Source organism: Mycobacterium sp. IDUB_19, assembly GCF_055419445.1.
The window spans coordinates 21,355-38,922 of record NZ_JBVAXR010000013.1 but is presented as its reverse complement, the minus strand read 5'-3'; the positions used below and the strand labels follow the sequence as shown (position 1 = coordinate 38,922).

Annotated in this window: 17 protein-coding genes; 11 read left to right on the top strand and 6 right to left on the bottom strand. The window is 66.2% G+C overall.

What is annotated here, in order from left to right; translation table 11 throughout:
* The first annotated feature begins 14 nt into the window (after positions 1-14).
* The 7 genes from ACZY0B_RS12895 to ACZY0B_RS12865 all read left to right on the top strand — a co-directional run bounded on the left by ACZY0B_RS12895 (position 15) and on the right by ACZY0B_RS12865 (position 8,304).
* Complete coding sequence (locus ACZY0B_RS12895) at positions 15-1,133, top strand: ABC transporter substrate-binding protein (protein ID WP_463764501.1); 1,119 nt, start codon at positions 15-17, stop codon at positions 1,131-1,133.
* Between the two features lie 5 nt (positions 1,134-1,138).
* Positions 1,139-2,284, top strand: a complete 1,146-nt coding sequence (locus tag ACZY0B_RS12890; RefSeq protein ID WP_463764500.1) for a spirocyclase AveC family protein — start codon at positions 1,139-1,141, stop codon at positions 2,282-2,284.
* A complete protein-coding gene (locus tag ACZY0B_RS12885) occupies positions 2,277-3,275 on the top strand; it encodes an SDR family oxidoreductase (RefSeq protein WP_463764499.1) in 999 nt (332 codons plus the stop codon). Before ACZY0B_RS12890 ends, ACZY0B_RS12885 begins: the two co-directional genes overlap by 8 nt.
* 2 nt (positions 3,276-3,277) lie before the next feature.
* Complete coding sequence (locus ACZY0B_RS12880) at positions 3,278-4,498, top strand: cytochrome P450 (protein WP_463764498.1); 1,221 nt, start codon at positions 3,278-3,280, stop codon at positions 4,496-4,498.
* A 145-nt stretch (positions 4,499-4,643) separates the two neighbouring features.
* Positions 4,644-6,128 (top strand): aldehyde dehydrogenase family protein, encoded by a 1,485-nt coding sequence (locus ACZY0B_RS12875; protein WP_463764497.1) that lies wholly within the window; start codon positions 4,644-4,646, stop codon positions 6,126-6,128.
* A 227-nt stretch (positions 6,129-6,355) separates the two neighbouring features.
* Positions 6,356-7,504 carry a thiolase family protein gene (locus ACZY0B_RS12870; RefSeq protein WP_463764496.1) on the top strand — a complete coding sequence of 383 codons (1,149 nt, stop codon included), beginning with the start codon at positions 6,356-6,358 and terminating at the stop codon, positions 7,502-7,504.
* A gap of 53 nt (positions 7,505-7,557) precedes the next feature.
* A complete protein-coding gene (locus ACZY0B_RS12865; protein WP_463764605.1) occupies positions 7,558-8,304 on the top strand; it encodes an enoyl-CoA hydratase-related protein in 747 nt (248 codons plus the stop codon).
* A 2-nt stretch (positions 8,305-8,306) separates the two neighbouring features.
* Here the strand turns inward: ACZY0B_RS12865 and ACZY0B_RS12860 are convergent, their stop codons facing one another.
* Genes ACZY0B_RS12860 through ACZY0B_RS12850 form a run of 3 tightly spaced genes read right to left on the bottom strand, consistent with a single transcriptional unit; the run spans position 8,307 to position 10,954 of the window.
* A complete protein-coding gene (locus tag ACZY0B_RS12860; protein ID WP_463764495.1) occupies positions 8,307-9,323 on the bottom strand; it encodes an NAD(P)/FAD-dependent oxidoreductase in 1,017 nt (338 codons plus the stop codon).
* Positions 9,320-9,820 (bottom strand): isoprenylcysteine carboxyl methyltransferase family protein, encoded by a 501-nt coding sequence (locus ACZY0B_RS12855; protein ID WP_463764494.1) that lies wholly within the window; start codon positions 9,818-9,820, stop codon positions 9,320-9,322. Before ACZY0B_RS12855 ends, ACZY0B_RS12860 begins: the two co-directional genes overlap by 4 nt.
* Positions 9,821-9,853: 33 nt before the next feature.
* Positions 9,854-10,954: a type III polyketide synthase gene (locus ACZY0B_RS12850; RefSeq protein WP_463764493.1), complete on the bottom strand. Its 1,101-nt coding sequence runs from the start codon at positions 10,952-10,954 to the stop codon at positions 9,854-9,856.
* Between the two features lie 171 nt (positions 10,955-11,125).
* Between ACZY0B_RS12850 and ACZY0B_RS12845 the strand changes: the two genes are divergently transcribed.
* Together ACZY0B_RS12845 and ACZY0B_RS12840 are read left to right on the top strand one after the other, a co-directional pair.
* On the top strand, positions 11,126-12,268 hold the full coding sequence (locus tag ACZY0B_RS12845) for an NAD(P)H-binding protein (protein ID WP_463764492.1): 1,143 nt from the start codon (positions 11,126-11,128) through the stop codon (positions 12,266-12,268).
* Positions 12,265-12,987 carry a lysostaphin resistance A-like protein gene (locus ACZY0B_RS12840; protein ID WP_463764491.1) on the top strand — a complete coding sequence of 241 codons (723 nt, stop codon included), beginning with the start codon at positions 12,265-12,267 and terminating at the stop codon, positions 12,985-12,987. The genes ACZY0B_RS12845 and ACZY0B_RS12840 overlap by 4 nt, the downstream gene beginning before the upstream one ends.
* Positions 12,988-12,993: 6 nt before the next feature.
* On the opposite strand, the gene ACZY0B_RS12835 is transcribed toward ACZY0B_RS12840, so the two are convergent.
* Positions 12,994-14,337, bottom strand: a complete 1,344-nt coding sequence (locus tag ACZY0B_RS12835; RefSeq protein WP_463764490.1) for a DUF2867 domain-containing protein — start codon at positions 14,335-14,337, stop codon at positions 12,994-12,996.
* A gap of 69 nt (positions 14,338-14,406) precedes the next feature.
* Positions 14,407-15,222, bottom strand: coding sequence for an enoyl-CoA hydratase (locus tag ACZY0B_RS12830; protein ID WP_463764489.1), 816 nt, complete (start codon positions 15,220-15,222; stop codon positions 14,407-14,409).
* A gap of 115 nt (positions 15,223-15,337) precedes the next feature.
* On the opposite strand from ACZY0B_RS12830, the gene ACZY0B_RS12825 reads away from it, so the two are divergent.
* Complete coding sequence (locus tag ACZY0B_RS12825) at positions 15,338-16,429, top strand: CaiB/BaiF CoA transferase family protein (RefSeq protein WP_463764488.1); 1,092 nt, start codon at positions 15,338-15,340, stop codon at positions 16,427-16,429.
* A 43-nt stretch (positions 16,430-16,472) separates the two neighbouring features.
* Positions 16,473-17,225 (top strand): 3-hydroxyacyl-CoA dehydrogenase, encoded by a 753-nt coding sequence (locus tag ACZY0B_RS12820; RefSeq protein ID WP_463764487.1) that lies wholly within the window; start codon positions 16,473-16,475, stop codon positions 17,223-17,225.
* Between the two features lie 137 nt (positions 17,226-17,362).
* Here the strand turns inward: ACZY0B_RS12820 and ACZY0B_RS12815 are convergent, their stop codons facing one another.
* Positions 17,363-17,494: a hypothetical protein gene (locus ACZY0B_RS12815; RefSeq protein ID WP_463764486.1), complete on the bottom strand. Its 132-nt coding sequence runs from the start codon at positions 17,492-17,494 to the stop codon at positions 17,363-17,365.
* Positions 17,495-17,568 lie beyond the last annotated feature (74 nt).

The following is a 17,568-nucleotide window of genomic DNA, read 5'->3' as shown; positions in this document are numbered from 1 at the left end:
ACCCGGGAGGTCAGATGTCCTACGAAAGCAGTGCTGAGCCGATCAAGGTCGGCTACTTGATGGACTTCACGCTGCCGCCGGGCTTTCCCGAGGATCTCTTCGCCTCCTTCACCCAGACTTTCGACCTGATCTTCGAAGAGGCGGTCGCCCAGGGCCTGATGGACCGTCCCGTGCAGATGATCTATCGCGAGGTGGAGGGTCTGCCCAAGGGCTCGGTCAAGGCGGTGATCGACGCCTACGGCGAACTGGTCGACGAGGGCTGCCTGGTCGTGTTCGGGCCGAACATCACCGACAACTGTGTGCCCACGCGTGAAGCGATCGAGGAGCGGTTCAAGGTCCCGGCCATCAGCGTGACCGGAACCGACGACTGGCTGGGTGAGTGGACCTTCGCATTCCCCCAGGGGTCGATGACCGATGAGCCGATCTTCCTCGCCGACCTCATCGCCAAACGAGGACTCGCCGAGATCGGCGTCCTGGTCGAACAGAGTCTCATTGGCGAGAGCTACCTGAAGAACCTGCGAAGTGCCTGTCGCCGCAAGGGCATTCGCATCGTGGCGGAAGTTGCAATCGCCCAGACGGCTCAGGACATCAACGCCGCGGTGCAGACGCTCCATGAGGCAAAGGCGGAAGCGATCGTGCACCTGGGATTCGGATTCGGAATCGTCTTCATCAACCCGGCGCTCGAGAGCCTCGGCTGGGACCCACCGCGCTTCACCACCACCGCGTGGCAGAACGCGTGGGTCAACCCGATCATGTGGAACGCGTTCATGGGCTGGACGGGTGTCGACCAGTACGACGAGGCGAACCAGATCGGCCAGGACTTCCTCGACGCTTACGCGAAGAAGTACGACGGCAGTCGCCCGGAGTTCTGCGTGACCGTGGTGAACCGCGACGTCGCCGCGACACTCGTGCGCGCATTTACCGACGCCCATCCGCTCAGCCCGCGCGGCGTCAAGGAGGCGCTGGAGCGGGTCAAGATGATGCCCGCCGCCTCAGGCGCTCCCGGCACTCGAGTGTCGTTCGGTAAATGGACCCGCCGGGCCTGGATGGGGGCGGGCTATCTAGTGGCCCGCACTCTCGATGCCGACGGCATCAATTCGCATCTGGTCGATCGCTTCGGAGAGGAAGGCTGACCCACATGAGTACCGACCAATCCACATCGCCTGCCGCGGAAGCGAAACCGGCGTCTCCGCCCGGCGTTGGCCGAAAGCGCGGCTGGGGTGGCTGGATCGCCGGCGCAGCCCTGGCGGCGTTCGCGCTCTTCTTCATCGCGAATTGTCGTGTCGCCCTTGACCCGCGCGTCGCCAACCCGAACGTGCAGGGCCGGCCCCGCCCGGTGAAGTTCATCTTCGGCCTGGATTACATCACCTTCCTGCACGTTGCCACCTGCGTCATGCTGCTCGTGCTGCTGGTGGTGTTCATCAGGGGCTGGCGGCGCAATCCGGGCAGCCCGGTGATGCTGATGTTCCTGTGCACCACCTTGATTGTGTGGCAGGACCCGATCATGAACTGGTCGCCGTTCGCCGTCTACAACCCCGACCTGATCCACTGGCCGGAGTCGTGGCCGCTGGTCTCGCTGTCGCCGACCGTCGAACCGTTCGTCGTCTTCGGCTACGTGATGTTCTATTTCGGGCCCTACTTCCCGGCGATCTGGATCCTGCGCAAACTGCAGGCGAAATATGGGCCCGAGGCCTTCGTGTCCCGGCACCCGTTATGGAGCCTGGGCCTGCTGGCCTGTGTGATCGGCTTCGTCTTCGATGCGTGGCTGGAGATCCAGCTGGTGCACGCCGGTATGTACATCTACTCCCAGGTGATTCCGTGGGGCTCGGTATTCACCGGCACGACCTTCCAGTTCCCGCTGATCTGGGAGTCGTTCTCGGTCACCTTCGTGATGGTGCCCGCGGCGATCCTCTGCTATCGCGACGACACCGGTAAATCAGTGGCGGAGAAGCTGACCGCGAAAGCCAAGGTCTTCCCCAGCCGTCCGGTGCTCGGCACGTTCCTGGTGATGTTCGCGATCATGAACGTGTCGTACTTCGCTTATGGCGCCTGGTTCTGGGCCATCAAGGCCAGTCATGCGGCCACGTCCGTCGCGTGCCCGTGGCCCTACCCGGAAGCTAAAGTGTATGACCCGCAAGGATATTACGAGAAGGCGGGCGCGAGAGGGCCGTACTCGGTAGGCATCTGGTCGACCTGGGCGAGCGGTGAGCCCAACGGGCGACCGCACGTCGACCCACCGCCGCCGGGTCGGGGCGCCTGCGCAACCCCGAGCCAGAATGGCTGAGCCGCGCAGCGTCGTCATCACCGGCGCTTCCCGTGGTCTCGGCTTCGCCTCGGCGGTTCGCCTCTACCGGGAGGGCTGGCGGGTGATCGCGGCGATGCGCACGCCCGACCGGGGGCTTCCGTCGCTTCGGGAGGCGACGGGCGCCGGCGAGGACGACGATCGGCTGATCGGGGTGCAGCTCGACCTGTTGGATGCCGGGTCGATCGCCGCGGCTGCCAAGGCGATCGAAGAAGCGGTCGGCGCACCGTACGCGCTGGTACACAATGCCGGGATCTCCGCCGCCGGAATGGTGGAGGAGACGGATATGGCGTTGTGGCAGAACATATTCGCCACCAGCGTCCTGGGCCCGGTCGCGCTCACCCAGGCGCTGCTGCCGTCCATGCGGGCGGCCGGTCAGGGCCGAATTGTCTTGGTATCCAGCGCGGCCGGGGTACGCGGCCAGCCGGCCACCGCGCCGTACTCGGCGGCCAAGGGCGCGTTGGAGCGCTGGGGTGAGTCGATGGCGGTAGAGATCGCGCCGTTCGGCCTCGGGGTCACCGTGTTGGTGGCCGGGACCTACGACACCGAGATCATCACCGACGCGGGCACCACCGACGATCGCAACTTCGGCGGCCCCTATGCCCGGCTGCACAACACCATGAACAGCCGCGGCCGGTTCGCGATGAAATTCGCTCGCCCACCCGAACGGTTCGCCGGCGGGCTGGTCAAGGCGCTAGAAGACACCGGCTCGTTTCGCCGTCGGGGGGTGGGGCCGGATGCGTCGATGTTGTTGGCGGCCAGCCGAATTCTTCCCGCGGCGGGGATGCACCACATGTCCCGGATCATCTTGGGCATTCCCCGATACGGCTCGATGCGGGATGGTGCATGGCCGCTGACAGTCAACCAAAAGGCAATGGTGTTGGTCGCGCGCGTCCTTCCGCAGCCGGTACTGCAACGCTTGGCATCCCTGGCGGCCAAGCGCCGCAAGGGAACTGATGGGAGTAAGGGGTAGTTATGGAACAGCTCTTCGACGACCTGGAGGATTTCGGATCCTTCGACGACGCGATCTCCGGTGACGTGCGTGATCCGTACACCGAGCTCGCGCGGCTGCGCCACGAGGAGCCGGTGCAGCGGCTTGAAACGTCGGGGGCACTTCCGCACGAGGAGTCGCTGCCGATGTTCATCGTGTATCGCCACGAGGACATCCAGCAGATGCTGCGCGACAACGAGACGTTTTCCTCGGCGGCCGTCATCGCCGCGTTCGGCCCGGTGCTGGGTGAGGGCGTGATGCTCGGGATGGACGAGCCCGTGCACGGCCGGCTGCGCTCGCTGGTATCGAAGGCGTTCACGCAGAAGTCCTTGGCGCGCTGGCAAGACGAGTTGGTCGGCCGGGTGGCTAACAGCCTGATCGACAACTTCGCACCCAATGGCAAGGCAGATTTGGTGAAGGAGTTCACCTTCGACTATCCGAGCCAGATCATCGCGGGCCTGCTGGGTCTGCCGGAAAAGGACTACCCACAGTTCCAGCGGTGGTCGATTTCGCTGCTGAGTTGGCTGATGAACCCCGAACGCGGGCTAGCGGCCTCGGCTGCCCTGTGCGAATACTTCGCCCCGATCCTTCAGGCCCGCCGCGCTGAGCCGAAGGACGACCTGATCAGCGCCCTCGGTGCGGCCGAAATCGACGGGGAAAAGCTCGCGGACGAGGAGATCTTCTCGTTCCTCCGGCTGCTGCTGCCCGCCGGCGTCGAGACGACCTACCGGTCGCTGGGCAGCCTGCTGTTGGCGCTGCTGTCGGATCCGGCGCAGTTGGAGGCGGTGCGCGGTGACCGATCGCTGCTGCCGCAGGCCATCGAGGAGGGCGTGCGGTGGGAATCGCCGCTGCTGACCATCACCCGGGTCGCGACCCGCGACACCGAACTCGGTGGCGTGGCGATCCCGGCCGGGGCGACGGTGATGCCGATGCTCGGTTCGGCGAACCGGCAAGAGGATCGCTATCCCGATCCGAACACGTTCAATATCCACCGGGAGGCTCGGGCGAACCTGGGCTGGGGACATGGTGTGCACGTCTGCCTCGGCATGCACCTGGCGCGGCTTGAGATGCGGACCGCGATCAACCTTTTGTTGGATCGGCTGCCGAATCTCAGGCTGGATCCCGACGCGGACGACCCGCATATCCGTGGACAGGTGTTCCGGTCGCCGACGTCGGTGCCAGTGCTGTTCGATGCCCAGAAATAGTGCGGTCGTGGTGCCGAGCGAGCGTGCGGTAATCGCACGTCAGGGGGCTGCCCGCACGTTGCGTGTTGCCAATCGGCTAGTTTCCGGTAAGGCTCTCCGTTGGGACGAGTCACAAGCGAACGAGTTTGAAGAGAGCTGAACAAATATGGCTGACACTGTAAAGGTCCGGTTCGAGCCGAAGATGATGATCGACGGGAAGCTCGTCGATGGCCAGGCCGGCACCTTCACCAACATCAACCCCGCGACCGAGGAGCCCCTCGGTGAGGTCGCCGACGCGTCGAAGGAGGACATGCTCCGGGCCATCGACGCCGCCCGGCGTGCCTTCGACGAGAGCGACTGGTCGACCAATAAGGAGCTGCGCAAGCGCTGCCTGCTGCAGCTGCACGACGCGATTGAGGCCGAGAAGGAGGAGCTGCGCGAGGAGCTCATCCTCGAAGTCGGCTCGCCCCGGGCCATCACGTTCGGCCCGCAATTGGACGCCCCGCTGGCCGATGGACTGAAGTACCCGGCCCGGCTGATCGACGAGTACGCGTGGGAGACCGACCTCGGCGACCGGGTTATCAGCCTCACCGGCGCGAACACATCCATCAAGGTCTGGCGGGAGCCGGTGGGCGTGGTCGGCGCGATCGTGCCGTGGAACTTCCCGTTCGAGGTCACCCTCAACAAGCTTGGTCAGGCACTGGGAACCGGCAATACGGTTGTGCTCAAGCCGGCGCCCAACACCCCCTACAACGCGACCCGGCTGGGCCGGCTGATCGCCGAAAAGACCGACATCCCGGCCGGCGTCGTCAACGTCGTCACCGCGTCGGATCACTTTGTCGGAGAAGAGCTCACGCTATCGCCGAAGGTCGACCTGATCTCGTTCACGGGCTCGACCGTGGTCGGCAAGCGGATCATGGAAAAGGGCGCCGCGACGATGAAGCGGCTGTTCCTGGAGCTCGGCGGCAAGTCGGCCACCATCGTTTTGGAGGATGCCGACTTCGGGTTGGCCTGCGCGATCGGCATCGCGCCGTGCATGCACGCCGGCCAGGGTTGCGCGAACCCGACCCGCATGCTGTTGCCGCGATCCCGCTACGACGAGGGTGTGGAGATCCTCAAGGGCATCTACGAAAACATCACCTGCGGCGACCCCCAGGACCCCGGAACCCTTTGCGGCCCGGTGATTTCGGAGAAGCAGCGCGAACGCGTGCAGTACTACATCAACAAGGGCGTCGAAGAGGGCGCGACGGCACTGGTTGGCGGACCCGACGCGCCCACCGGCTTTGACAAGGGATACTTTGTCAGGCCAACGCTTTTCACCAACGTCGACAACTCCATGACGATCGCTCAAGAAGAGATCTTCGGCCCGGTGTTGTCCGTCATCCCGTTCGACGACGAGGAAGATGCGATCCGCATCGCCAACGACAGCGTGTACGGATTGGCCGGCAACGTGATGTCGGGTTCGCTGGAGCGTTCGCTGGCGGTGGCCCGCCGAATCAAGGCCGGCTTCATCGGCGTCAACGGTGGCGCTCCGTATGGAGCCGACGTACCGTTCGGCGGATACAAGGACAGCGGGGTGGGCCGTCAGAACGGTGTGGCTGGCTTCGACCAGTACACCGAAATCAAGTCGGTGGGGTATCCCGTCGGTTAGATCCGTCCCCTACAAGCGCCGAAATTGCCGTCAGGGCTGTGATCTCGCGCCGATCACGACTTTGGCGGCAATCTCGGCGACCTGCCGCCCTCTGTTCGGGCCACTTGACCTAGCGCGACCGACCTCGAGCGACTTTCGGAAGCGATATCAGTGACCACCCCGCCACGCGGCCGCCCAACCCCTTGGTTGACAATCGAGGCAATACCGGAGTCAAAGGAGACATAGCCATGCCTGAAGCTGTCATCGTCGAGGCCGTACGCTCGCCCGTCGGCAAGCGCAACGGCGGACTTTCCGGCGTGCACCCCGCCGAGCTGTCCGCACAGGTGCTCAACGGACTGGCCACCAGGGCCGGTATCGACCCCGAAATCGTTGACGACGTTATCTGGGGCTGCGTGATGCAGGCCGGCGAGCAGGCCCTCGACATCGGCCGCACCGCGCTGTTGACCGCGGGCTGGCCGGAGACCGTTCCGGGTGTGACCGTCGACCGCCAGTGCGGATCGAGCCAGCAGTCCATCCACTTCGCCGCGGCCGGCGTGGTGGCCGGCCACTACGACGTCGTCGTCGCCGGCGGTGTGGAGTCGATGTCTCGCACCCCGATGGGGGCATCGCTGGCCAACGGCGGACGGCCCTACCCCGAGGCATTCATTTCGCGCTACGACGGCAGGATCCCTAACCAGGGCCTCGGCGCCGAGATGATTGCCGAGCAGTGGGGGTTCGACCGCACCGCGCTCGACCAGTTCTCGCTCGACTCCCATGAAAAGGCCGCTGCCGCACAGGATTCCGGCGCGTTTGATGACCAGATCGTGGGCATCAAGGACTCCGACGGCAACGTCGTGCTCAAGGATGAAGGCATCCGGCGCGGTACGCCGATGGAGAAGATGGCCTCGCTGAAGCCGGCGTTCAAGGAGGACGGCGTGATCCACGCCGGTAACTCCTCGCAGATCTCCGACGGTGCGGCCGCGCTGCTGTTCATGTCGGCGGAGAAGGCCAAGGACCTGGGGCTCAAGCCAATTGCCAAGTTGCACACGGCCACATTGGCCGGAGCCGATCCGGTCATCATGCTGACCGCGCCGATTCCGGCAACCCAGAAAGTGCTGAAGCGGTCCGGGCTGAGTATCGGCGACATCGGTGCCTACGAGGTCAACGAGGCGTTCGCGCCGGTTCCGCTCGCGTGGCTGAAAGACATCGGCGCCGACGAGAAGAAGCTCAACCCCAACGGCGGTGCGATCGCGCTCGGTCACCCCCTCGGCGGCTCGGGAGCCCGGATCATGACCACGCTGCTGTACCACATGCGGGACAACGGAATTCGCTACGGCCTGCAGACGATGTGTGAGGGTGGTGGCCAGGCCAACGCCACCATCGTGGAGCTGCTGTGACGGAGGTTGACGGCGCTGCGCCTGCAGTGCTGGTTGAGCACCACGGCAACGTGATGGTCATTACCATCAACCGCCCCGAGGCGCGCAACGCGATCAACGCCGCGGTCAGCATCGGCTTGGGGGATGCGCTGGAAGAAGCGCAGCACGACGCGGGAGTGCGGGCCGTGGTGATCACCGGTGCCGGCGACAAATCGTTTTGCGCCGGAGCCGATCTCAAGGCGATCGCTCGCCGGGAGAACCTGTATCACCCCGACCACGGGGAGTGGGGCTTCGCCGGTTACGTGCACCACTTCATCGACAAGCCCACCATCGCCGCGGTCAACGGCACCGCGCTGGGCGGCGGCACCGAGCTGGCGCTGGCCAGCGATCTGGTCGTCGCGCACGAGCTGGCCAAATTCGGTCTGCCCGAGGTCAAACGCGGCTTGATCGCCGCCGCCGGCGGTGTCTTCCGCATCGTCGATCAGCTGCCCCGCAAGGTGGCGATGGAACTGCTGTTGACGGGCGAACCGATGACGGCGTCCGACGCTTGGGAATGGGGCCTGGTCAATCAGGTCGTCAAGGAAGGCTCCGTGCTCGACGCGGCGCTGGCGATGGCGGCGCGCATCACCGTGAACGCGCCCCTGTCGGTGCAGGCCAGCAAGCGCATCGCCACCGGGGTCGACAACGGCGTCATTACCGGCGACGAGGTGGGCTGGGAGCGCACCGTGAACGAGATGCGCACCCTGATCAGATCCGAGGACGCCAAGGAAGGGCCGTTGGCGTTCGCCGAGAAGCGGGAGCCGGTCTGGAAGGCGCGCTAGCGCTAGCTCGCCAGGATGTTGACCCCGAAGCGGAACACCGCGGGCAGGCGCTCACACGCCGGCACGATGGCGCGGCGCGTCACGCGCGGCGTGCTGGCCAACACCACCGCCCGGGTCAGTAGCCGGTAGTTGCGGGTAACCCGGTGCCACGAGGCCTCATAGGCCGCCGGTGTCTCGTTGACGATGGCGTCGACCACCGCCGCGGCTTGCTTGACGGCCAGGCTGACGCCTTCGCCGGTCAGCGCGTCCTCGTAGCCCGCCGCGTCGCCCACCAACAGCACCCGGCCCGCGACGCGGCGCGAAACAACCTGCCGCAACGGGCCACAGCCGCGCGCGTGCCCGCGGCTCGCGCCCTCGAGCTGTCGGGCCAGCCGCGGGAACCAGCCCAGCTCGGGGTGTCCCGGAGACAGGATCGCCACCCCGACCAGATCCGGTTCCACCGGTGTCACGTACGCCTCACCCCACCGGGACCAATACACCTCGACGAAGTCCGACCAGGCCGGCACCGTGAAATGCCAACGCACGCCGTACCGCCGTGGTTTTCCGGCCGTGGCCTTGATGCCGACGCAGCGCCGGACCGTCGAGTGCAATCCGTCGGCCCCCACCAAGAACTTCGCCCGGACGCCCGCGGCGCTCACGCCATGCGCGTCCTGCTCGACGGTGGTTACCTTGGTCCGAATCCATTCGGTGTCTTGCTCTTTGGCGCGTGCCGCCAATGCGGCATGCAGGGTGGTGCGCCGCACTCCGCGGCCCGGCCCGGTGCGAAACAGCGCCTCGGCGCGGCGCTGCTCAGTGACATAGGCGATCCCGCGAAACGGCATGCCGGCCGGGTCGACGCCGAGCGACGTCAGTTCTGCGAGGCCACCGGGCATCAGCCCCTCGCCGCACGCCTTGTCGATGGGATCCTCGCGCGGCTCTGCCACGATCACCGAAAGCCCGTGCCTGCGTGCGTGCAACGCCGTGGCGAGCCCACCCGGGCCGCCGCCGACGATCAGCAGGTCGGTGTCGTACGTGCTCATGTGTAGCCCAACGCGGAGTTCTCCACCCGGAGGCGCACGCTGAGCAGGATCGCGTTGGCGACCGTGAAAGTAGCCGCGGTCAGCCACGCCGTGTGCACCAGCGGTAATGCGAACCCTTCGGCCACCACTGCAACATAGTTCGGGTGGTGCAGCCACCGGTAGGGTCCCCGGTTCACCAGGGGCGCCTCTGGCAACACGATCACCCTGGTGTTCCACCGCCGGCCCAGCGTCGCGATGCACCACCAGCGCAGCACCTGACTGGCCGCCGCGATGGCCAGCATCGGCCAGCCCAGCCATGGAATGAACGGCCGGTGCAATGCCCACGGTTCGACCACGCAGCCGACCAGCAGAGCGGTGTGAATGACGACCATCACGATGTAGTGCGGCCGGCCAAACTCCTTGGCGCCCTGGGTAAAAGACCACTGCGCATTCCGCTTGGACAGCACCAATTCCACTACGCGCTCCAGCCCGACCGCGAGAATCAGCAGGTAGTACATGTCACCACTATCTCGTGTATCACGTGTCCGGGGCTACCAGGCCAGCAGAACGAGCTCGGAGCAGAAGGCCGGACCCATCGCGATCATCAGGCCAATCGAACCGGGTGGCGGCGGATCCGCCAGGTTGGCCCGAAGCACGTCCAGCACCGAGACCGACGACAAGTTGCCGTTGTCGCGCAACGAGTTTCGGGTGTGATCAAGGGCATCCCCGGGCAGGTCCAGCACGTCCTCCACCGCTTCGATCACGCGTGGCCCGCCGGGGTGGCAGACCCATCGCGACACGTCCTGCGGTGTCAGCCCATGGTCGGCGAGAAATCCGCGAACGTCGTCGCCCAGGTATTTCTCGGTGACCGTCGCAACGTCGGCCGACAAGACGATCCGGAAGCCGTCGCTGCCGATGTTCCAGCCCATGACGTCTTCGGTGTCGGGGTAGAGCCTGCTCCGGGTGGCCAGCACGCGAGGACCGGCAGGCCGGTCCGCGCGGTTGGCGCCCTTTGCGATGACGGCCGCGGCGCCGTCGCCGAACAGGCTGCTGGCAACCAGATTGGCCACCGAATTGTCTTCGCGCTGAATGGTCAAAGAGCACAGCTCGACGGCCAGCAGCGCGGCCACCTGGTCGGGGAAGGCGCGCAGGTAGTCATGCATGCGGGCCGTTCCGGCCGCACCCGCCACACAACCCAGGCCGAACAGCGGGATGCGTTTGACGTCTGGGCGCAACCCGACCCGCGCCGCCAGGCGTGCCTCCACCGTCGGTACGGCCAGTCCGGTCACCGTCGTCGAAAAAACGATGTCCACCTCCGACGGCTCGACTCCCGCCTCGTCCAGCGCTGTCACCAGCGCCTGCTCGCCCAGGTCAAGGGCGACGTCGAGGTAGGCGGCGTTGGCTTCGGTGAAACCGGACAGCTCGCGGTATCGCGACAGCGGCAGGGCGGTGTTCCGGTGCTCCACCCCACTGCTCAGGGCGAAACGCCGAAATTCGGGCCCCGCGAAGTCGGTCAGCGCCCCGATCGCTTCGTCCTGCGTATACCGGTTTGGCGGGAACTTCACCGCAGCTGCTGCGATTGACGGATCTGCGTTGGTGGTCGTGGTTTTCAGTCCGAGACTTCCCGAACTGCCCCCTGTGATGTTGTTCATGTCCTGGGTTACGGCACCGTAGGTTAGTTAGTTCATCCTTACTAACTGTGACCATGACCACTGGTCATTCTGCGGAACGCGCTCGCGCCTGGTCATGCTGTTGCCCTCGCCCCGCTTCGCGGCTGGGCCGTTGGGGTTTGGGCGCACCCAGTGCGGGATAGGGTCAGGGGTATGCGAATTCTGGTCACCGGTGCCAGTGGCTATGTGGGATCGCGTCTAGTCACGGCGTTGCTTGCGAACCAACACCAAGTGGTAGCCGCTACCCGAAATCCCGAGCGGCTCAAGAGCTTCGGTTGGTTTGACCACGTCGCACCGGTCGAGCTCGATGCCTGCGACCCCGTGTCGGCGCAGGCCGCGATGGACGCCGCGGGCCCGGTTGACGTGCTCTATTACCTGGTGCACGCGATCGGTCAGCCCGACTTTCGCGACGCCGACCAGGCCTCGGCCGCCAACGTCGCGGCCGCCGCCAGGGACGCCGGGGTGCGGCGCATCGTCTATCTGGGCGGCTTCGTGCCCGCCGGTGGGGAACTGTCCGACCACCTGGCCAGCCGGGCCGAGGTGGCCGAGGCGCTGACGGTCCCCGACGGGCCGGAACTGGTGTGGCTGGGTGCGGCGGTGATCATCGGCGCCGGCTCGACGTCGTTCGAGATGATGCGCTACGTGGGAGACCGTTTCCCGCTGATCCCTGCACCGAGCTGGATGGCCAATCCGATCGATCCGATCTCCATCCGCGACGTGCTGCACTATCTGCTCGCCGCGGCGAACCCCGAGCGAGTCCCCGCGGGCGCCTATGACATCTCCGGCCCGGACACCACGTCCTACCGGGACCTACTCAAGACGTATGCGCGTGTCTCGGGCAGGTGGCACGCGGCATTGCCGGTCGGCAGAGTCGACACCTCGCTGGCGTCGCTGGTCACCGGGCTCGCGCTGCCCGTGCCCCCGGGATTGGCCGGCGACTTGGTGGAATCGCTCGATCACCCGATGGTGGCCTCCGCCAGCGGGCTGCGCGGCCGGGTACCCGACCCGCCCGGCGGCCTGCTAAGCGTCGGGGACGCCATCGGCCGGGCATTGACGTCGAACGGCAGGCCTCGGCCCGTCAATGCGCTGGCGGATCCGCATCATCTCGCCGATACCGATCCCGGGTGGGCCGGCGGGGATGCCCTGCGCATCCGGCGGCTTGCCAGGGCGATCACCCCACCCATCGCCCGGCCCACCCTTAAGCTGGTCAACATGGTTCCCGGTCCGGTCGCCGGAGCACTGCGAACCGGCCTCGACATCATGCTCACCCTCACCCCGAAGGTACGTCCGGCATGAGCCAAGCCACCACCCCGTACCACACCAGTGTGTTCTCCGAGCTGTGGCGAGCCGTCACCAATGTCGCTGTGCCACACCATGAACCGCCCTCGTTGGTGCGGCGACGCCGCGTCCTGGTCGCGATCACTTTGGTGGTCGGTGCTGCGGTGCTTGGTTATTCACTGCGGCTCCATCCGGGCGAGTCGAGCTTCTACTGGCTGACCCTGGCGCTGGCGGGGGTGTGGGTCGCCGGTGGGTTCATCTCCGGCCCGCTGCATCTGGGCGGCATCTGCTGGCGTGGCCGCAACCAACGGCCGGTCATCACCGGGACGACAATCGGCCTCCTGCTCGGCGGGGTTTTCGTGATCGGCGGGCTGATCGCCCGAGAGATCGCGCCGGTAGCGGAGCTGATAACCCGGGTGCTGCTGTACGCCCACCACGGGTGGTATCCGGTGATCGTGGCGATCACGCTTGTCAACGGCGTCGCCGAGGAAGTTTTCTTTCGCGGCGCGCTCTACACCGCGCTGGGCCGCTATCACCCTGTCTTGATTTCGACCGTCCTCTACACGTGCGCGACGCTGGCCAGTGGCAACCCCATGCTCGGTTTCGCTGCGATCATCCTGGGGACGGTGTGTGCGTTCGAGCGCCGGGCGACCGGCGGTGTCCTGGCGCCGGTGCTCACCCACCTGGTATGGGGGCTGATCATGGTTCTTGTATTGCCCCCGATGTTCGGTGTCTGACGCCGGCTATCGGGCCGAACCGACGACCTCGCGGGCCAGCGCACGCATTGCGGCGGTGTGGGCCGGCCGCACGAAGAACCAGTACACCCGCCCCGGAATGCCCCTCGGCAGAAAGATGGACCGTTGGGTGTAGCGGCTGCCGCGACCGTCTTGCTGCGTGACCGCGATCTCGAGCCACTCTCGTCCCGGCGCCCGTTTGGTGGAGCGCAGCCGCAGCAGGGTTCCCGCTGCGCGCTCCTCGACCTTCCAGCCGGCTGCCCGTGAGTTCACGGCTTTCTCCGCCGCGTTCCAGACTTTCGCGGGTTCGGCGGTGGTTGCGGCGGTGCGAATATCGGTGTAGACAATCTCGCCCGACCAGTCCGGGTCGGTGGGCAGGGCCTCGGCCGGTTCGGACCGCAACGACGACCACGAGGGTTCCGGGACGCCGCGCGCCGCGCGGTCAAGCGCCAACTCGACAGCCCGTCGGTAGCCGGTAAGGCCACCGGGCGGGGCCTCGATGATGGTGTCGATGTCGGAATTACTCATCACCGCATCGCATTCCAGCGATTCGATCAGCGGGCGCGCCAAACCGGGCGGAATCGGCGTCACGGCCCCAATCCACAGGCTGGCAATCGTCGGCGTCAAGAACGGCAGCACGATCAAGTAGCGCCGGTGCAGCCCAGCGACCTCGGCGTAGACGCGCATCATGTCGCCGTACTCCAACACGTCGGGACCGCCGATATCCCAGGTTCGCGATGACGGCACCGGCGCCGTGGCCGCGGCGACCAGGTAGTAGAGCACGTCACGCACCGCGATGGGCTGAATTCTGTTGTGCACCCATTTCGGCGTGGTCATCACCGGCAACCGGTCGGTGAGGTGCCGGATCATTTCGAACGACGCCGACCCCGACCCGACGACCACTCCGGCCTGTAGCACCACCGTCTCAATGCCGGAGTCGATCAGGGCCTCGCCCACGGCTTTGCGCGACTCGAGATGCGGCGAGAGCTTCCTGTTTTCCGGATGCAACCCGCTCAGATACACCACCCGCCGCACCCCCGCGCGGTGAGCGGCAGTCACGACGTTGCGGACGGCGCGGTTTTCCTCGGCGGTGAAATCCTTCGACGTGCCCATTGAATGGACCAGGTAGTACACGACGTCCATCCCGTCGAATGCTTCGATCAGCGAATCGACGTCGCCGAGGTCGCCGCGCGCCACCTCGGCGCGCTCTCGCCACGGGACATCTGACAACTTGTTCGGGTCACGGGCCAACGCCCGCACTCGGTGGCCTTCGTCAAGCAGTCGCCAGACCAGCCGGGCGCCGATGTAGCCGGTTGCTCCGGTCACCAAGCAGCGAACCTGTTCAGCCGTCATCGATTTCCCTCCTCTCTCGCCAGGTTATTCGGAACTGACACAAGAGCGGATTGCCGATTGGCCGGCCGCTTAAGCGAGGTAGCGATCGGCGAAGTTCGGCGTGCGGCGCTGTTGGAACGCCGTTGCGCCCTCGGCGAAGTCGTGGGATCGCAGCAGCGTGGCCTGGCCGTGGAATTCGCGTTCCAGGGCCGCGTCCAATTCGGTCAGGGTGGCCGCGTTGATCGAGTCCTTGGTCTTGGCGTAGGCCACCGCTGGGCCCGTCAACAATGCCGAGATCAGCTTGTCGACTTCGGCATCGAAGTCATCGGCCGGGTAGACCGCGCTGACCAGGCCCGCGGACAATGCCTCGGCGGCGGGCAACCGCTCCGCCAGTAGTGCCATCCGCATCGCGCGGATCCGGCCGATCGCCGCCGCCACCAATGCCGAGGCGCCACCGTCGGGCATCAACCCGATCTTGGTGAAGGCAAGCATGAAAAACGCTTTGTCAGAAGCCAATACGACGTCACAGGCCAGGGCCAGGGAAACACCGACACCGGCCGCGGGCCCCTGAACAACGGCGACGACCGGCCGCGGCAGTGCGGTGATGGCCCGGATGGCCCGGTTGACTTGCGCGATGATCTCGGTGCCCGGCCCGCCGTTGGCGAGGTCGTCGGCGCTCATGCCCGCACCGGAGCAGAAGCCGCGACCCGCGCCGCCGAAGCGCACCACCTTGACGCGCGGATCGGTAGCCGCGCTTTCCATCGCGTCGGCGATCCCGGTCAGTACCGGCGTGGTCACCGAGTTGAGGCTGTCCGGCCGGTCGATGGTCACCGACAGCACGCCGTCGGCCAGGGTGACGGCAAGACCTGCGATGGACGCCTGCGTGTCGAGCGCGGATTCCGGCATGGGGCTCACCCTAATCACCGGGTAAGCGACCGGGGTGCGCGGCCGTCGAGCGCGGCTGCGAAGATGCCAACGACCGGGTTGACACGCGTCAGAGCAGACGAAAGGTCGGTGGATCATGGCGGGACCGCTCAATGGACTACGGGTAGTGGAGCTGGCTGGCATCGGGCCGGGCCCCCATGCCGCGATGATTCTGGGAGATCTGGGCGCCGACGTGGTGCGCATCGATCGCCCGTCATCCGGTCCCGGTGGCTCAGACGGGGGGGCCAAGGACGCCATGATGCGCAACCGGCGGGTGGTGACCGCCGATCTGAAGTCCGACGAAGGGCGCGAGACCGTCCTGAAGCTGATCGCCAAAGCCGACGTGCTGATCGAGGGCTACCGCCCCGGTGTCACCGAGCGACTCGGTCTGGGTCCGCAGGACTGCGCCAAGGTCAATGAGCGGCTGGTCTACGCCCGGATGACCGGCTGGGGCCAGACGGGCCCGCGCAGCCAGCAGGCGGGCCACGATATCAACTACATCTCGCTGAACGGCATCCTGCACTCCATCGGCCGGGCGAACGAACGGCCGGTGCCGCCGCTGAACCTGGTCGGCGACTTCGGCGGCGGTTCGATGTTCCTGTTGCTCGGCATCCTGTCGGCGTTGTGGGAGCGGCAGACCTCCGGCAAGGGGCAGGTCGTCGACGCCGCGATGGTCGACGGCTCCAGCGTGTTGGTCCAGATGATGTGGCAGATGCGCGCCTCGGGGATGTGGACCGACGCACGCGGCACCAACCTGCTCGACGGCGGCGCGCCCTACTACGACACCTACGAGTGCGCCGACGGCCGATATGTCGCGGTCGGGGCCATCGAGCCGCAGTTCTACGCCGCCATGCTGACCGGGCTGGGCCTGGAAGGCGCCGACCTGCCGCCGCAGAACGACGTCAGCCGCTGGCCCGAACTGCGAGCGGTGCTCACCGAAAAGTTCGCCAGCCACGACCGCGACCACTGGGCCAAGGTTTTCGCCGAGTCCGACGCGTGCGTGACGCCGATACTGGCGTTCGGCGAGGTGCAGACCGAGCCGCACATCACCGAGCGCAACACCTTCTACGAGGTCAACGGCGGTCTGCAGCCGCTGCCGGCGCCGCGGTTCTCCCGCACTGCGCCGGAGACACCGCGCCCCGCGGCGCCGGTGACCGACGTCGCGGCTGTACTCAACGACTGGGTATAGTCCCCAACCAACAAGTTGGTCGGCAGGACACGAAAGGACTCGCATGGAGATCAAAGACGCCGTTGCCGTCGTCACCGGGGGCGCCTCAGGCCTGGGCCTTGCCACCACCAAACGGCTGCTGGATGCGGGTGCGCATGTGGTCGTGATCGACCTCCGCGGCGAGGACGTCGTTAGCGAGCTGGGCGATCGCGCCCGCTTCGTCGAGGCCGATGTCACCGATGAGGCCGGTGTCGGCAGCGCGCTCGATGTGGCCGAGTCGCTGGGCCCGCTGCGCATCAACGTCAACTGTGCGGGCATCGGCAACGCCATCAAGACGCTGTCCAAGGACGGCCCGTTCCCGCTGGACGGGTTCAAGAAGGTGGTCGGGGTAAACCTGATCGGCACGTTCAACGTGCTCCGGCTGGCTGCCGAGCGCATCGCCAAAACCGAACCGGTCGGCGAGGAGCGTGGCGTCATCATCAACACCGCCTCGGTCGCCGCGTTCGACGGTCAGATCGGGCAGGCCGCCTACTCGGCCTCCAAGGGTGGCGTGGTTGGCATGACGCTGCCGATCGCGCGTGACCTGTCGCGCGAGCTCATTCGCGTGATGACCATCGCGCCCGGGTTGTTCAAGACGCCGCTGCTCGGTTCGCTGCCCGAGGAGGCGCAGAAGTCGCTGGGTAAGCAGGTGCCGCACCCGGCCCGGCTGGGTGATCCCGACGAGTACGGCGCGCTGGCCGTGCACATCATCGAAAACCCGATGCTCAACGGCGAGGTCATCCGCCTCGATGGCGCCATCCGGATGGCGCCGCGCTGAGCCAGGTTTTGGGTCCAAACACAAAAACCCCCGCCGTGGCGGGGGTTTTTGTTGGCAACAAGATCAATGAGATCGACGGAACCAACGGGAGACCGAGGAGTCGGCCATAAGTAGCCGAGCGAGCAAGCTCATGATGGTCAGCTCGCGTTGGGCAGCGGGTGCCAGTCTTCAAACTGCTCGGAGGTCTCACCTTCCACCAGCACGTCGCCGTGGTAGAGAGCCTCGAAGTCAACTTTGATGACGTCTGCACTCAAGTCGTCGATCCACATGAGGATGAGCCTAAGAGCAACCATTAAGAAATCTTTGAGTCACGATTCGGAAAATGGTGGCAATTTACTCACGA

What these genes read in the sequence shown, in the direction of transcription:
- ACZY0B_RS12895 (WP_463764501.1), top strand. Translation starts at nt 15, where the DNA reads ATGTCCTACGAAAGCAGTGCTGAGCCGATCAAGGTCGGCTACTTGATG.
- ACZY0B_RS12890 (WP_463764500.1), top strand. Translation starts at nt 1,139, where the DNA reads ATGAGTACCGACCAATCCACATCGCCTGCCGCGGAAGCGAAACCGGCG.
- ACZY0B_RS12885 (WP_463764499.1), top strand. Translation starts at nt 2,277, where the DNA reads ATGGCTGAGCCGCGCAGCGTCGTCATCACCGGCGCTTCCCGTGGTCTC.
- ACZY0B_RS12880 (WP_463764498.1), top strand. Translation starts at nt 3,278, where the DNA reads ATGGAACAGCTCTTCGACGACCTGGAGGATTTCGGATCCTTCGACGAC.
- ACZY0B_RS12875 (WP_463764497.1), top strand. Translation starts at nt 4,644, where the DNA reads ATGGCTGACACTGTAAAGGTCCGGTTCGAGCCGAAGATGATGATCGAC.
- ACZY0B_RS12870 (WP_463764496.1), top strand. Translation starts at nt 6,356, where the DNA reads ATGCCTGAAGCTGTCATCGTCGAGGCCGTACGCTCGCCCGTCGGCAAG.
- ACZY0B_RS12865 (WP_463764605.1), top strand. Translation starts at nt 7,558, where the DNA reads ATGGTCATTACCATCAACCGCCCCGAGGCGCGCAACGCGATCAACGCC.
- ACZY0B_RS12860 (WP_463764495.1), bottom strand. Translation starts at nt 9,323, where the DNA reads ATGAGCACGTACGACACCGACCTGCTGATCGTCGGCGGCGGCCCGGGT.
- ACZY0B_RS12855 (WP_463764494.1), bottom strand. Translation starts at nt 9,820, where the DNA reads ATGTACTACCTGCTGATTCTCGCGGTCGGGCTGGAGCGCGTAGTGGAA.
- ACZY0B_RS12850 (WP_463764493.1), bottom strand. Translation starts at nt 10,954, where the DNA reads ATGAACAACATCACAGGGGGCAGTTCGGGAAGTCTCGGACTGAAAACC.
- ACZY0B_RS12845 (WP_463764492.1), top strand. Translation starts at nt 11,126, where the DNA reads ATGCGAATTCTGGTCACCGGTGCCAGTGGCTATGTGGGATCGCGTCTA.
- ACZY0B_RS12840 (WP_463764491.1), top strand. Translation starts at nt 12,265, where the DNA reads ATGAGCCAAGCCACCACCCCGTACCACACCAGTGTGTTCTCCGAGCTG.
- ACZY0B_RS12835 (WP_463764490.1), bottom strand. Translation starts at nt 14,337, where the DNA reads ATGACGGCTGAACAGGTTCGCTGCTTGGTGACCGGAGCAACCGGCTAC.
- ACZY0B_RS12830 (WP_463764489.1), bottom strand. Translation starts at nt 15,222, where the DNA reads ATGCCGGAATCCGCGCTCGACACGCAGGCGTCCATCGCAGGTCTTGCC.
- ACZY0B_RS12825 (WP_463764488.1), top strand. Translation starts at nt 15,338, where the DNA reads ATGGCGGGACCGCTCAATGGACTACGGGTAGTGGAGCTGGCTGGCATC.
- ACZY0B_RS12820 (WP_463764487.1), top strand. Translation starts at nt 16,473, where the DNA reads ATGGAGATCAAAGACGCCGTTGCCGTCGTCACCGGGGGCGCCTCAGGC.
- ACZY0B_RS12815 (WP_463764486.1), bottom strand. Translation starts at nt 17,494, where the DNA reads ATGTGGATCGACGACTTGAGTGCAGACGTCATCAAAGTTGACTTCGAG.